At 40.9% G+C, this 15,117-nt stretch carries 10 protein-coding genes and 1 riboswitch; of the genes, 9 read left to right on the top strand and 1 reads right to left on the bottom strand.

Annotated elements, in window-relative coordinates:
* Positions 1-73 precede the first annotated feature (73 nt).
* From QNH43_RS15925 to dapF, 3 genes are all read left to right on the top strand, one after another.
* Positions 74-646, top strand: a complete 573-nt coding sequence (locus QNH43_RS15925) for a beta-class carbonic anhydrase (RefSeq protein WP_076366116.1) — start codon at positions 74-76, stop codon at positions 644-646.
* A gap of 158 nt (positions 647-804) precedes the next feature.
* A complete protein-coding gene (locus tag QNH43_RS15920) occupies positions 805-2,106 on the top strand; it encodes an NCS2 family permease (RefSeq protein WP_283914886.1) in 1,302 nt (433 codons plus the stop codon).
* 171 nt (positions 2,107-2,277) lie between these two features.
* Complete coding sequence (gene dapF / locus QNH43_RS15915) at positions 2,278-3,264, top strand: diaminopimelate epimerase (protein WP_283914885.1); 987 nt, start codon at positions 2,278-2,280, stop codon at positions 3,262-3,264.
* A 294-nt stretch (positions 3,265-3,558) separates the two neighbouring features.
* Here dapF and ligD read toward each other — a convergent pair whose 3' ends face one another.
* Complete coding sequence (ligD, locus tag QNH43_RS15910) at positions 3,559-5,406, bottom strand: DNA ligase D (RefSeq protein ID WP_283914884.1); 1,848 nt, start codon at positions 5,404-5,406, stop codon at positions 3,559-3,561.
* Positions 5,407-5,557: 151 nt separating this feature from the next.
* On the opposite strand from ligD, the gene QNH43_RS15905 reads away from it, so the two are divergent.
* From QNH43_RS15905 to QNH43_RS15880, 6 genes are all read left to right on the top strand, one after another.
* On the top strand, positions 5,558-6,400 hold the full coding sequence (locus QNH43_RS15905; protein ID WP_283914883.1) for a non-homologous end joining protein Ku: 843 nt from the start codon (positions 5,558-5,560) through the stop codon (positions 6,398-6,400).
* 506 nt (positions 6,401-6,906) lie between these two features.
* Positions 6,907-7,557, top strand: a complete 651-nt coding sequence (locus QNH43_RS15900; RefSeq protein ID WP_283914882.1) for an MOSC domain-containing protein — start codon at positions 6,907-6,909, stop codon at positions 7,555-7,557.
* 111 nt (positions 7,558-7,668) lie between these two features.
* Positions 7,669-7,767, top strand: a riboswitch (SAM riboswitch).
* A 104-nt stretch (positions 7,768-7,871) separates the two neighbouring features.
* The gene (locus QNH43_RS15895; RefSeq protein WP_076366126.1) at positions 7,872-9,719 is read left to right on the top strand and encodes a bifunctional homocysteine S-methyltransferase/methylenetetrahydrofolate reductase; all 1,848 of its coding nucleotides are present in this window, start codon (positions 7,872-7,874) and stop codon (positions 9,717-9,719) included.
* Positions 9,712-13,161 (top strand): methionine synthase, encoded by a 3,450-nt coding sequence (metH, locus tag QNH43_RS15890; protein ID WP_283914881.1) that lies wholly within the window; start codon positions 9,712-9,714, stop codon positions 13,159-13,161. Before QNH43_RS15895 ends, metH begins: the two co-directional genes overlap by 8 nt.
* A gap of 103 nt (positions 13,162-13,264) precedes the next feature.
* Positions 13,265-14,032, top strand: coding sequence for a polysaccharide deacetylase family protein (locus QNH43_RS15885; RefSeq protein WP_283914880.1), 768 nt, complete (start codon positions 13,265-13,267; stop codon positions 14,030-14,032).
* 75 nt (positions 14,033-14,107) lie between these two features.
* Positions 14,108-14,878 carry a dioxygenase family protein gene (locus QNH43_RS15880; protein WP_283914879.1) on the top strand — a complete coding sequence of 257 codons (771 nt, stop codon included), beginning with the start codon at positions 14,108-14,110 and terminating at the stop codon, positions 14,876-14,878.
* The last annotated feature ends 239 nt before the right edge of the window (positions 14,879-15,117 follow it).

The following is a 15,117-nucleotide window of genomic DNA, read 5'->3' as shown; positions in this document are numbered from 1 at the left end:
AGCAAATCTTTTAAATATTTGATATAATAATAGTGGGATACATAGATTAAATACATATAAAAAGGTGGTAAATATGAGTTTACTTAATGAGATTCTTGATTATAATGAACAGTTTGTAGAAAAAGGTGAATATGTTAAGTATAGGACGGATAAGTTTCCTGAGAAACGTATGGTCATCATAAGTTGTATGGACACTCGGCTCGTTGAACTATTGCCAAAATCCTTGAATGTAAAAAACGGCGATGTCAAAATCCTGAAGACTGCCGGGGCAATCGTCTCCCATCCATTCGGAAGTGTCATGCGGAGTATCCTTGTTGCCATTTACGAGCTAAAGGCGGATGAAGTATTGGTCATACCTCACCATGACTGTGGGATGGCATCAGTCGATGCCGATTCTCTAATAGAGAAGATGATCGGACGTGATATTCCAAAGAGCACCATCGATACACTGGGGGCTGCAGGAATCGATATCCGCAATTGGCTTCGCGGATTTGATGATGTTTATGAAAGCTGTAAGAATAGTGTCGAAGTGATTAAAGGACATCCTTTAATCCCTAAAAATATTCCTGTACATGGTCTTATCATTTCGCCTGATACAGGGAAGCTGGAATTGGTTGTCGATGGGTATTCTGAAGGGCAAAAATAATATATATATTTCGAGGCTGCCGGGATCATTTCCGGCAGTTTTTTTCAAATTTTGATCAATTCTATTTCTTTTTATCCTTTTTTTTGTTAAAATCGCCAAGTGTAGTTTGTCACTAATACAAACGGGTGGGCGAGGGATAAATTTAATAAGGATACAACATGAAGAAATTAAACTTGGAAACGTTTTTTCATTTTTCTGAATATGGAACGAATGGAAAACGTGAAATCCTTGCTGGAGTGGTCGGCTATTTTACGATAGTCTATATTCTCATCGTGAATTCCCTGATTTTATCGGAAGCGGGCATTCCGATTAATGGTGCAGTGATTGCCACGATTCTTTTATCTGCTTTAAGCTGTGTCATGATAGGACTTTGGGCGAATGTCCCAATCCTTCTCGTTCCAGGAATGGGCGTAAATGCCCTATTTGCTTATACCATGGTTCAAGGAATGGGCCTATCTTGGCAATCGGCGCTTGGTGCTGTGTTTATCTCAGGGGTAATTTTTGTAGTCATCGCTTTTACAAAATACTCGAAGTTAATCAGTGATTCCATTCCAAGTTCGATAAAAGAAGCCATATCTGTTGGTCTTGGCTTATTCTTGATGCTAATCGGTCTTGAAAAGGGCGGGATAATCACAGGAGGTTCATCATCGATCGTCGCACTCGGAGATTTAAGCGATCCAGCGGTGTGTGCAACGGTGTTGACTTTTTTACTGGCAATCACGCTGTTCATCAAGAATGTCCCCGGTAATTTCATGATTACCATCCTGGCAGGCAGCCTCATTGCCTATTGGTTCGGGACTGTTCAACTATCGGAAATCCATTTTTCAGGCATAGACACAGCTTCCTACGGCAATCTCTTCTTTTCATTATCGTTCTTGGAAGTGAACCGGATTGAATTCTGGATAAGTGTATTTGCGATGACGATGGTTCTTGTTTTTGAAAATATTGGTCTTGTATACGGGCATGTAGACAGTATCAACCGCCAGGATGCCTATAAAAAGTCGCTGCAGGCGACAAGTGTGTCCGTTCTGTTATCAGGCTTATTCGGTTCGAGTCCTACCGTTGCAACAGTTGAAACGGCAGCTGGAATCGCATCAGGAGGCAGAACTGGTTTTACTTCAGTGGTGACTGGCGTGCTATTCATTCTATCACTTCTATTTATACCGGTGATTAAAGTAATCCCTGATAGCGCCATTGCCCCCATCTTAATTATCATTGGCATTTTGATGCTCGGAAACATAAAAAAGCTGAATTTCAGTGATTTAACCGAAAGCATACCTGCAATCATGATCATCACGATCATTCCTTTCACATACAGTATTGCCGATGGAATGGCATTCGGTTTCATCCTGTACCCGTTCTTGAAGCTTGTAACCGGAAAAGCGAGAGAAGTGTCAGCCCCGATGTATGTGAGTGCCGGAATGTTTATCGTCTACTTCATCATTGGTATGATCGGTTAATAATTCAAAAGAGCGGTTGGAATGAGTTAACTCATATTCCAACCGCTCTTTTCGTCGGAAAAAATGGATTTATTGTAATTTACGCGATGACACATCCATATTGAAAATGCTATGATATAGAATATTAAAAAAATGATAAATGACAAGCAGCATATTAGAGGATGTGACAGGATGATTATTGAAGGTTTAAAAAGCCATGGTTCAGGAAATGATTTCTTAATCATTGATGAATTGACGACGACCCTGACGTTTACTGAAGAAGAGCGGAAAAATTTCGCCAAGGCCCTATGCGATAGGGAAAGGCTTGGGGCGGATGGGATTTTGTTCGTAATGAAAAGTGAACATGCCGATTGCCGGATGCGTGTCTTTAATGCGGATGGATCGGAAGCCTCGATGTGCGGCAATGGACTTCGCTGTGTTGCACGGTACGCGAACGACGTTCTGGGGCTCGATAAAATGATCGTGGAAACCATGAAGGCAAATCTACTCGTGGAAAAAACGGAAGATATTTATGAGGGAATTCCGACTTTCAAGGTGGAAATTTCCCCGGTAAGTTTTAATGTGAAGGATCTGCCTCTAGTTTTGGCTAAAGAACAATTGCAAAACGAATTATTGCCGGAACTTCATGATACCCTATTATTTTCGGCGTTGGCAGTACCTAATCCACATTTGATCACGCTCGTCGATAGCGATGTTTTGCGAAGTGATTTGCAGGACGAACTTTCAACAAAGGTCAATCAACCGAATGATCTTTTCCCTGATGGTGTCAATGTCAGCTTTGTGAAAGCGCTGGAACCAGGGAGCATTTATGTGCGGACATTCGAACGGGGGGTAGGCTTTACGAATGCATGTGGAACGGCGATGTCTGCTTCAAGCCTAGTAACATGCTCTGTTGGTTTAAACGCGTTGGAAAGTGAAATATCTGTCTACAATAACGGCGGAAAAGTTAAATGCGTGGTCCACCATGATGAAGAAAGCCAAAAATATTCAATTGATTTAATCGGGAACGCAACCTATGAATTCAAGGTATTGATTGAAATAGATTTAGATCAGCCTGAAAAATTTAAAATGCTTGAGAAAGAGGATTTTGAATTGGAAACAAGCTTATATGCCAAGCTTCAGGATGAAGTTCAAAGTTATTTGAAAACAAAAGTATAAAGAAATTTTCAGACTGCAGGCAAACTCGAAGAAAAGCGGGTTTGCCTGCAGTTTTCTTATTAAAAACTCCAGTGAGGTTTTTTCCATAAGTATATTTTAGTATTATAATCAATGTTGGGGATGAGACCAGCCTACAGTTTTTCTTAATAGAACATTCCACAGTTGATCTGGAATGGAAGTCACGAGACTCCTGCTTAGCGTCCCAGGAAGACCCAACAGGTGCAAAGACCGCCCGCGGAAAGTGGAGTTGCCTGGAGAGGGAATCAACGTTCATATTATACTCCCTAAGATCAATCAGTTGTTGGTCTTTTTTTGTTTTAGGAACGACAAAACCTCCAAAAAGGCTGGTCCATTATCAATGAGTCTGTAATCCATAAATGCACACCCTTCCCTTTTTATTCTGCTTGGAATGGTTTCTAACGTAAAGTCCTTTAATTGGAGACTTTCGTCCACTTCCTCCCAAAACAAAGGTGTGGCCACACCAGCGAAAGAATTTCCCCGCGGGGAATAAGGAAGGATGATGGTTTTTCCTTCACTATGCTGCACAAAGTCCAAGTATAGTCGATTATGCCGATTTATTTTCATTCTTTCCGTTGTAAATTCATTTGGGTTGGAACTTGATAAGTAGTCACCGAGAAAGTCAGTGAAAATGCGTGTCTCCTGATAAGTAAATCTGTCTTCAGGCAGTGGGATGTGAATTTGAAGTCCTTTGTTTCCTGAAGTTTTTACAAAAGCTTTTATCCTTAATGATTCCATCACCTTTTTTATTTCCTGTGCGGCCTTTATCGCTAAGAAGAAAAATTCGATGGAAGGGGGATCCAAGTCCAGGACGATTTCGTCGGGGCGTGTTTTACCCGCTTTCTGAAATGGCGCATGGAATTCCAATGCAAGTTGATTGCCAAACCAAAGAAGCGTTTCAATATCATTACATAGCATATACTCGATATCCTCATCAATGAACGTTTTAATAAAGGACGGCGCATAATCAGGTTTGTTTTTCTGGAAAAACCTTTCTTTATCCAAAGTGCCATGAGGATAGCGGATCGTCGTAAGCAGTTTATCCTTCAAGAAGGGTAAGAAGAAAGCTGAAACCTCCCTTAAATAATGAAGGTATTCAACCTTAACCACCTGTTCATCTCCTGTTATCCAAAGCGGTTTATCCCTGGAAGTTATTTGTACAGTATCTGGAAATGTATATTGACCCACCACGAATTTCTCCCAGGTACATTCTTTGGGAGCAGTTTGTAAAAGCCATTGTGAAAACTGAGGCTCACGCAATTCATTCTCCTCATACACGTGTAAGAATTGAACTTCGATGCAAATGGACGGATGGATATAAAAAAATTGTGCGTCTTCGTCTGATGCATTTTGCTTGATCAGTTCATGCAATATCCTTTTATCCTGAGCACTCAGTCCATTTTTAACACTTCCGATTTTGGTTACGGCACCTTCTTTGAAAACTGCGAGGGAAACGTAACCATTTTCTTTGTGCAATGCTGTAATGAAACAAGAAACGGTCTTCCAATTTTTCACCTTAATCCATGAGGCAGTACGTTTCCCTTCTTGCCAAGTACCACGAATTTCCTTGGCGACAACCCCTTCGCCATCTAATAGGGTGACCTTATTCATAGCATTTTCCAAAACATCAAAACTCTCTATTAATTGTATCAAAGCCTTATCGTTGGGATCAGGTGGCATGGGAAAGCCAAGATTTGCCCCCATATTCAACATCAATTCCCTTCGTTCTTCCAGAGGTTTAGCTGCTACGTTTTTTCCGCTGATGCTAAGCAGGTCAAACGCTATAAACCGGCATGGGGAAAAACGGGCTTTTTCTGAAATTAAGGATTGTTTCCCAAGTCGTCCTCGCCACTGTATTTGAAAAAAGTCGGCTTTCGCCTGATTGGTAAGCCAGACCAATTCTCCATCTAACTGAAGCGGGAGATAATCTTCCAGGTCCAGATCTTTGATGTAAGCAATGATTTCCGGGAATTGTGGTGATAATTCCTTTTCGTTCCGACTCGATATGCTTATGGTATCGAAGTCTATCGTTAAAATAGCCCTAAAGCCGTCATATTTGACTTCATAACGCCAATCCTTGGAGTTGGGGGCTTCGGGGTAATAGGTTGGCAGCATCGGTTTCATTTTTGTATTCACCTCCGCAAATAATTGATTAACATTATTTTGCCAAAAAAACGAAGTGTTAGAGTTGGCAATTGTTTTTTCGGTTTTTTTTGAACAAAGGGGAATAATAAAATTGTTCTTCTCTTTAAAAATAAGTTATGAGGTGACGAATATGCATACGATGTGGAAGGGGAGCATATCATTCGGTTTGGTGAACATTCCGATCAAACTTCATGCTGCAACGGAGGATAAGGATATTTCTTTGAGGACGTTGCATAAGGAATGTCATTCACCGATTAAATACGAAAAGGTTTGTCCGGTATGCCAGAAAGAAGTGGGGAAGGATGATATAGTCCGCGCTTTTGAGTATACAAAGGGAAAGTTTGTTGTATTGGAAGAAAATGAACTAGAACAACTGAAAAAACAAAACGAAGAAAAAGCCGTGGAAATCGTGGATTTCGTTAAAATTGAAGAAATAGATCCCATTTATTTTAACCGGAGTTATTACATGTCCCCTAATGACGGAGGGATAAAAGCTTATTCCCTTTTGAGGCAGGCCCTCAAGGAATCGAATAAGGTGGGGTTAGCGAAAATCATCATTCGCTCTAAAGAACAAATGGCGGTAATCCGAGTCGTTGATAATACCTTGGTGATGGAAACGATTCATTATCCGGATGAAGTTCGCTCCACAGCGGATGTTCCGAATATCCCTGCCAATGATACCATTGTAAAAAAAGAAATCGATACTGCCGTATTATTGATAGATCAATTAACGACTACTTTCGATCCGACGAAATACACCGATGACTATCGAACCGCGTTACTTGAATTGATTGAATCAAAGAAAGCTGGACAGACGACGATTACAGCTAAAACAAAAGAACCAGTTTCCAACAATGTTACCGATTTAATGGAGGCATTACAGGCATCCATTGACCGTACGAAACATGATGAACCGGAAATGAAAAAGACGACCCGAAAGAAAGTGGCACCGAAAAAAAAGAAACAAGCTTAAACGGGAAGCTGAGCGGAAGACGCATGATGTCGCTCGGCTTTCTGCTTGTTTTAGCATGGGATTTGCCTGCAAATAAGGTAATGAAAGTGAATTAACAGGAGAAGAATTACATAGGTCAGGAAAGTGCAAATATGTAAGTGGATCACGATGTAAGGGGCAGAATGGAATTAAAAGAAAATGATGGATGAAAATGAAGGCAAAAAAATTCGCTCCCTAAAGAGCGACAATGAGGAATTCAATCGTGAAAATCAACATATAGGCGAACGGTTGTAGTTTTCGACTATATATTGTGTTCATATTCTACCATATTTAATTCTGAAATAGCAACAAAATTACTGAAACTAACCTATGAATTTTTCTGGAAATCAATGATATTTCGCCCACTTAACGGCTCATAGGGCTTTTGCATTTTCATATTCTTATAAAAACCTTCAGAATAAAATGAATTTTTAGTATAATTTATACATGCAGAATGGTATAAATTAAATATGAATGGAAGATGCAAAATGGAAAATGGAAAAATCAAAGCACTTCATGCAGGGAAGCCAAAGCATGAAATTTTTTCGAATATCGATATCTTTTCAGCAATGGATAAACAAGCACAGGATAATGTGACAGTGACTAAATCAGGTATAATTGGTGATGGGGTAGGTAATGAAAAGTTCCATGGAGGTCCTGATCGAGCATTGTGTTTTTACCCCTTTGAGCATTATTCATTATGGAATGAAAAATTCTCTAAAAAGCTGGAAATTCCTGCATTCGGTGAAAATTTAACCATAGCGGGGATGAAGGAAGAAACAACGTATATCGGCGATATTTATCAAATAGGAGAAGTGATTGTTCAAATTAACCAGGGGAGGATACCTTGTTCGACCATTTCCCACTTCAATCAAGAACCTAAGTTTTTGGAACTCGTACTGAAAACGAGCTTAACTGGTTATTTTGCAAGAGTACTTCAAGAAGGAACGATAAATAAACAAAACGAGATTGTGCTGATAGATCGTTTGCAGGAAAAAATTTCAGTTCATTATGCAGCAGAGGTAATCCTTCATAAACGAGATGGGCTGGAAGGCGCAAAGGCTTTACTTACACTAGACTCGTTAGCGGAAGACTGGAAACAAAGGATCTTGAAGAGGGTTCAAACTGCAAAAGATTGAATGATTTTTGCAAAAGTGAAAAAAATGTCGATCAGGTATTGAAATTGACAGATTATTAATGTAAATTAAGTATAATCAAATTTTGAAATCTTGTGAAAATTATATAAATGGATCTTATCGAGAGAGGTGGAGGGACTGGCCCGAAGAAACCTCAGCAACCAGCTTAGGCAAAGGTGCTAAATCCAGCAAGCAGAGCTTGATAGATGAGGAGAATGTTTCAAAAAACCTTCTTCTTTGAGAAGGTTTTTTTTCCTTTTCTCTCATACTCATAGAATACGACAAAAACAGGATTGTTTTTGAGAGAGGATGTAATGATGAATTTTCGTAAAGACGTGAAAGAAAGAATACTGGTTGGGGAAGGGGCAATGGGGACCTTATTGTATTCAAATGGCATCGATCAATGCTATGAGGAATTAAACTGCACGAACCCAGATCAAATAGAGTCCATCCACCGTGCCTATTTGGAAGCTGGTGCAGATATCCTTCAATCGAATACATACGGAGCCAATTTCAACAAATTGAAACGGTATGGACTTGAAGATGAGGTAAGCAGAATCAATCGCCAGGGAGTCATTCTTGCAAAAAAAGCGGCAAAAGGAAAGGCATACGTCTTCGGTACAATAGGGGCACAGCGGAGCATCAGGAAATCGGATTTAAGTATGGAAGAGATAAAACGGGGTTTTCGTGAACAGCTATACAGTCTTTTGATGGAAAACCCTGATGGGATTCTCTTGGAAACATTTTATGACCTTGAAGAACTGGAAACCGTCCTGCAAATCGTTAAAAATGAAACTGGATTGCCAATCATCGCAAATGTTTCGATGCATGAACTGGGAAATCTTCAAAATGGAATCCATTTAAATGAAGCCTTTCAAAAACTTGAGCAATTGGGTGCCGATGTTGTTGGGGTAAACTGCCGTCTCGGTCCACATCATATGATTCGTGCCTTGGAAGAAGTGAGTTTGCCAAAGCAAGCATCAATTGCCATATACCCAAATGCCAGCCTCCCGGATTATGTGGATGGAAGGCTCGTCTATAAAGCTGTGCCGGAATATTTCGGTTCAAGTGCCCTAGAACTTCGTGAGCAGGGTGCCGCGATCATAGGAGGGTGCTGTGGAACAACTCCGCTGCATATTCAAGCTGTAAAGAATGCGATTGGAAGTTTGGCTCCTGTGAAAGAGAAATATACTAAATCCCGTGAAATAGAAATAATTGAAGTGAATGATAGAGGATTGGAACGTCCCCTGTTCGAAAAGGCCAAAACAGAAAGGACGATTCTAGTTGAACTTGATCCACCGAAAAAGTTAGGAATAGAGAGTTTCATGACTGGTGCTGAGGTTTTGAAAAAAGCAGGGGTCGATTCCATTACATTAGCGGATAATTCGCTTGCTTCACCAAGGATATCAAATGATGCACTGGCTAATTTACTGAAGAACCAATTGAATATAGAGCCGATGGTGCATATAACATGCCGTGATCGAAATTTGATTGGCCTGCAGTCACATTTAATGGGTCTGCAAACGGTGGGGCTGAACGAGATATTGATCATCACCGGAGACCCTTCAAAAATTGGGGACTTCCCGGGCGCCACTTCGGTTTATGATTTATCTTCCTTTGACCTAATAAGCATGGTCAAACAATTTAATGAAGGTCTTTCCTATTCCGGTCAAAGTTTGGGACAACGGGCAAATTTCAAAATTGCGGCAGCGTTCAATCCCAATGTGAAATATCTGGATAAAGCCGTACTGAGAATGGAAAAGAAGATTGCCTGCGGTGCTCAATCCTTCTTGACACAGCCAATCTATTCCGTGGAACAGATCGAAGAGGTATATGAAGCTACAAAACATTTAGAAACCCCGATTTTCATCGGAATCATGCCCTTGACAAGCACCCGGAACGCCGAATTCATCCATAATGAGATCCCAGGCATCAAATTGCCTGATAATGTTAGAAGAGCCATGGCGTTAGCGGGGGATGACCCTGTAAAGTCAAGGATTGAAGGAGTGAATATCGCACGGGAGCTAGTGGACGCGGCAAGGGAAAAATTCAAGGGCATATATTTAATCACTCCGTTCCTTCGCTATGAAATGACGGCGGAACTTACGAAATATATTAGAAAAGTCGATAGTAAACATACATCAGAGGTGGCAGTTCATGAATAAAAAAGCGATTCAAGATCAGTTAAATTCTAAGATTCTCCTTCTTGACGGGGCGATGGGAACCATGCTTCAAGCTGAGAATTTGACGGCAGGGGATTTTGGCGGGGAACAATTCGAGGGCTGCAATGAATATTTATCATTGACGCAACCGGAAATCATCCAATCCATTCATGAAAAATATTTAGCAGCGGGTGCAGACATCATTGAAACAAATACCTTCGGAGCGACCAGCATCGTTCTGGAGGAATACCAAATAAGCACGATCGCTTACAAGCTTAATAAGATTTCAGCTGAGCTTGCCGTTAAAGCTTGTGAAAAGTACTCCAATGATGAATGGCCAAGGTATGTAGCTGGCTCGATGGGCCCAACTACAAAAACGCTTTCCGTTACGGGAGGAACGACTTTTGATATTTTAACCGATTCTTATGAAGAACAGGCACTGGGTCTCTTGGATGGCGGGGTAGACTTGTTACTGGTGGAAACCTGTCAGGATATGCTTAATGTCAAGGCTGCCTTTTCCGGAATCAAAGCAGCATTCGCTAAAACAGGAAAGGATGTGCCTGTCATCATATCAGGAACAATCGAACCGATGGGCACTACACTTGCTGGCCAGTCCATAGAAGCTTTTTATTTATCGGTTGAACATATGAAGCCCGTTGCGGTCGGCCTTAATTGTGCAACAGGGCCGGAATTCATGATAGACCATATCAGGACACTTGCAGATATATCAAATAGTGCCATCAGCTGTTATCCGAATGCCGGGCTCCCTGATGAAGAAGGCCACTATCATGAGTCACCTACTTCCCTGGCAGAGAAAATGAAGCAATTTGCCGAAAAGGGATGGATCAATATCATTGGCGGATGTTGTGGTACGACACCAGAACATATTAAAGAACTTTCCAGGGTCCTCGAAGGCATGAAGCCCCGTCCAATTACGGAAGCAGCCCATGGTCATGCCGTATCGGGCATAGAGCCGCTCATTTATGATGATTCAATGCGTCCTTTATTCGTAGGTGAAAGAACGAATGTTATCGGTTCCCGAAAATTCAAGGAGCTGATACGTGGAAAGCATTACGAGCCGGCTGCCGAAATTGCACGTACCCAGGTGAAAAAAGGCGCCCATGTCATTGATATCTGTCTTGCTGATCCTGATGGGGATGAGCTTGGCGATATGAAGGAATTTGTGGAAGAGGTCGTCAAGAAAGTGAAAGTCCCATTGGTCATCGATACTACGGATGAAGCTGTACTTGAACAAGCATTAAAACATTCACAAGGAAAATCGATCATTAATTCCATAAACCTTGAAGATGGTGAAGAGCGCTTTGAAAAAATAGTGCCCTTTGTCCATCAATATGGTGCTGCCGTTGTCGTAGGAACCATTGATGAAACTGGGATGGCCGTCGATGCTGAACGGAAATTGGAAGTGGCTACACGGTCTGTGAATTTGCTCGTTAATAAGTACGGTCTAAACAAAAGTGACATCATTTTTGATCCGCTTGTATTTCCTGTAGGCACAGGTGATGAACAATATATTGGATCTGCATTGGAAACGGTGAATGGAATAAAGGCGATTAAAGAAAAGTTTCCGGAATGCCTAACGATACTTGGCATTTCTAACGTTTCTTTCGGTCTGCCAGCGAGGGGAAGGGAAATATTAAATGCAGTTTTCCTTTACCATTGTACAAAAGCCGGTCTCGATTATGCTATCGTGAATACAGAAAAACTTGAACGTTTTGCTCTGATCCCTGAAGAGGAAGTGAAATTGGCTGAGGCACTCCTGTTTGAGACATCGACTGAAACTTTAGCGATTTTTACCGAGTTTTATCGCGGGAAAAAAGCGGAGAAGAAGGATGATGGTGTGATCCTGCCATTGGATGAACGTTTAGGTAACTATATTATCGAAGGAACGAAAGAAGGATTGGTCGATGATTTAAATGAAGCGATTGAGCGCGGTGATACCCCATTGGAAATCATCAATGGACCATTGATGGATGGCATGGGTGAGGTGGGGAGGTTGTTTAATGACAACCAACTTATTGTCGCAGAGGTGCTTCAGAGTGCTGAAGCGATGAAGGCGGCTGTATCGCACCTTGAACCACTAATGGAAAACTCTGAAGATAGTGCTAAGAAAGGGAAAATCCTTTTGGCGACTGTCAAGGGAGATGTGCATGATATCGGGAAAAACCTTGTGGATATCATCCTATCCAATAATGGTTATGAAGTCATTGATTTGGGAATAAAGGTCGCACCGCAACAAATCATAGAAGAGGTTCGAAAACATGAGCCAACCATCATTGGCCTATCTGGGTTACTCGTCAAATCCGCACAGCAAATGGTTTTAACCGCACAGGATTTAAGGCAAGCGGGAATAGATACCCCAATTTTAGTGGGAGGGGCAGCATTATCCCGTAAATTCACCGATTTTAAAATATCACCTGAATATGAAGGACCGGTTTTATATTCCAAAGATGCGATGGATGGTTTGGCTGTAACGAATATTTTACATGACTCTGACAAAAAAGTGGTGTACTTGGAAGAGTTAGTCGAGAAGCGAGAAAGAGCGAAAGCGAATGCCGCCATTGCTGCCACGATGGAAAAACCTGTTCGGAAGCAGTCAACAGCTGCCCCTTTAAGCGATGCTCCTGTTCAAAAACCGCGGGACATCAAGCGTCACGTCCTGAAAAACTATCCATTGGATGTCATCCAGCCGTATATTAATAGGCAAATGCTGATTGGTCATCATTTGGGGTTAAAAGGTAAAGTTTCCGAATTGCTTAAGCAAGGGAATGAAAAAGCAGTGCAGCTCAATGATCTCGTTGATGAATTGATTCAATTCCTAAAGACGGAACCGGATTATGGCTTGCATGCTGTTTATCAATTTTTCCCTGCTCAAAGCGAAGGGGATAAGCTATTGGTATACAACCCGGACAATCATAATGAGGTTTTGGAAACTTTCGATTTCCCCCGGCAAGATACGAGTCCGCATCTTTGTTTAGCGGACTTCGCGAAACCGATCTCCTCCGGGCAAATGGATTATGTTGGTTTCTTCCTGGTCACTGCCGGAAAAGGAATCAGAAAATGGGCAGAAAAACTAAAGCTTGAAGGTGATTTCTTGAAAAATCACGCCCTTCAATCACTTGCTCTCGAAACAGCTGAAGGTTTCGCGGAAAGAATTCATCAATTAATGCGGGATGATTTAGGTATAAGCGATCCGATTGAAATGTCCATGAAAGAGCGGTTTGCCGCTAAGTACACCGGGCAAAGGTTTTCATTTGGTTATCCTGCTTGTCCTAATCTGGAAGACCAGGAGAAGCTATTCCGCCTGTTACAACCTCAGGATATTGGCGTGGAATTGACTGAAGGATTCATGATGGAACCGGAGGCTTCCGTGTCAGCCATTGTTTTTGCACATCCTGAAGCCCGTTACTTTAATGTCGATCGATAACTCATTTAAAAAAGGCAGCGGTATTTTTTACCGCTGCCTTATTGCGCATGAAACCCCTTAATTGGTACACCTTAATGGTCAAAAGGAAGGGGATGCAACACCAATGAAGAATATCCTGAAATTATTTCTTTCCATGGCGGGTTCTTTCATTATTATTTTGTTGGTTGTGGATGTCCAGAACATTCAAGTACATGCAATGGTTCCTGAAGAGATGACACCGCTTCTAAAAAGTAAGGAAAATCAGAAAATCGCTTATTTGACTTTCGATGACGGGCCATCTTTGAATACCATGAAGATATTGGATATTTTGGACAGCTATCATGTTAAGGCCACATTTTTCGTTAAAGGGAATGAAGAACCATACGCAAAGGAAAGTTATCAGGAAATGGTTTCCCGCGGTCATGCGATTGCTCTTCATTCTTATACACATGATTATTCCATCGTTTATCGATCGACTGAGAGTTTCTTTCAAGATTTGAATAGGCTTGAAACCATGCTGCAAAAGGAGTATGGGATAAAAAGCCGTATTGTGCGCCTTCCTGGCGGCTCGAATAATCGTCTGAGGCATCAGGCTGCAACGAAACCCATCATCAATGGGATCCTTCAACAACTAAAGGAAAAAGGGTATATTTACTTTGATTGGTCCATTGACTCGACAGATGGCTTCAGTCCGTCAATAAGTGAACAACAAATCATTACTGCTGTACAAAAAGGGACGAAAAATCAAAAGCATGTTAATATCTTAATGCATGATATCAATAGTATGAAGAATACAGTGAAAGCATTGCCTGATATAATTGAATTCCTTAAAAAAGAAGGGTATACCTTTGATACTATTGATGAGACAACCCCGAAATTGCAATTTAATTGATGAACACAATGTTTATCTATAGTAAATTAAGGTATAGGGTATTGAGATTACAATGCGAAAGGATTTATCGTTTCTATGATGCCATCATTGTTTTTATCACATGGAACACCGCTATTAGCTTTGGAAAGGAATTGCTACACTTCTTTTTTGAAGGATTATATGCAAACTATGAAGAAACCTGCTGCCATCGTTATTTTGTCAGCACATTGGGAAAGTGAAGATCAAATGATTTCAGCTGTAGGGAAGCATGAAGTCATTTATGATTTTGCAGGGTATCCTGAAGAAATATTTCAGATAACCTATCCAGCTAGGGGATGCCTTGAGCTGTCGGATCGAATTTTAACCTTATTGTCAAGGATAGGTGTATTGGGTGAACTTGATGAAAGGCGCCCCTTGGATCATGGATCATGGGGGCTTTTGCATATCATGTATCCCGAAGCTGACATCCCGACCGTATCTATGTCCATTAGTCCTGCGCTGCCTTTGGACAAGCAGTATGAAATCGGGAAAACATTGAGGGAATTAAAAGAAAGTAATGTCCTGATCATCGGGAGCGGTGGAATTGTCCATAATTTCACCCAAATACAGAAGGATATGCATGTTGCAGAAGGATGGGCAATAGAGTTTGAGAACTGGGTCGAAGAGAAAATCATGAAATGGGATTTGCAATCCTTGTTTGAGTATGAAAAAATCGCCCCTTATAGTACAGAGGCTGTGCCTTCCAAAGAGCATTTCATTCCATTGATCATCGCAATGGGGTCAGGGGATGACAAAAAAAAAGCAGCTCTCCTGCACAGGAGCTTTCAATATGGCAATCTAAGTTTAACAGCTTGGAAGTTTGATTGAACTGAAAGGGTTTTCAAACTAGTTAAATTTACCTGAAAAATAATCATTATACAAAAATACAAAAATCTTTTTTTAGCGAAAAAAAGACTTAAATGAGCAAAAAAGTCAATTAAAAGCGTATTTTGACGAATTAAACAGAAATATAGTTGTAAAAAGGTTGCATAAAGTTGTTTAACCTTTGGATATTTCGACAAAAACATGTTAATATAACATCTGAAAACGTTTTATCCTTTAAAATT

The organism is Peribacillus simplex (assembly GCF_030123325.1).
Classification (GTDB): Bacteria; Bacillota; Bacilli; order Bacillales; family DSM-1321; genus Peribacillus; species Peribacillus simplex_D.
The sequence above is the reverse complement of the archived record's forward strand: the minus strand, read 5'-3'. Positions and strand labels throughout refer to the sequence as shown.

Bases quoted from the DNA above. Each gene is read 5' to 3' on its own strand.
- QNH43_RS15920 (WP_283914886.1), top strand. From the start codon at position 805: ATGAAGAAATTAAACTTGGAAACGTTTTTTCATTTTTCTGAATATGGA.
- QNH43_RS15900 (WP_283914882.1), top strand. From the start codon at position 6,907: ATGGAAAATGGAAAAATCAAAGCACTTCATGCAGGGAAGCCAAAGCAT.
- QNH43_RS15885 (WP_283914880.1), top strand. From the start codon at position 13,265: ATGAAGAATATCCTGAAATTATTTCTTTCCATGGCGGGTTCTTTCATT.
- dapF (WP_283914885.1), top strand. From the start codon at position 2,278: ATGATTATTGAAGGTTTAAAAAGCCATGGTTCAGGAAATGATTTCTTA.
- QNH43_RS15880 (WP_283914879.1), top strand. From the start codon at position 14,108: ATGATGCCATCATTGTTTTTATCACATGGAACACCGCTATTAGCTTTG.
- QNH43_RS15925 (WP_076366116.1), top strand. From the start codon at position 74: ATGAGTTTACTTAATGAGATTCTTGATTATAATGAACAGTTTGTAGAA.
- ligD (WP_283914884.1), bottom strand. From the start codon at position 5,406: ATGAAACCGATGCTGCCAACCTATTACCCCGAAGCCCCCAACTCCAAG.
- QNH43_RS15905 (WP_283914883.1), top strand. From the start codon at position 5,558: ATGCATACGATGTGGAAGGGGAGCATATCATTCGGTTTGGTGAACATT.
- QNH43_RS15895 (WP_076366126.1), top strand. From the start codon at position 7,872: ATGAATTTTCGTAAAGACGTGAAAGAAAGAATACTGGTTGGGGAAGGG.
- metH (WP_283914881.1), top strand. From the start codon at position 9,712: ATGAATAAAAAAGCGATTCAAGATCAGTTAAATTCTAAGATTCTCCTT.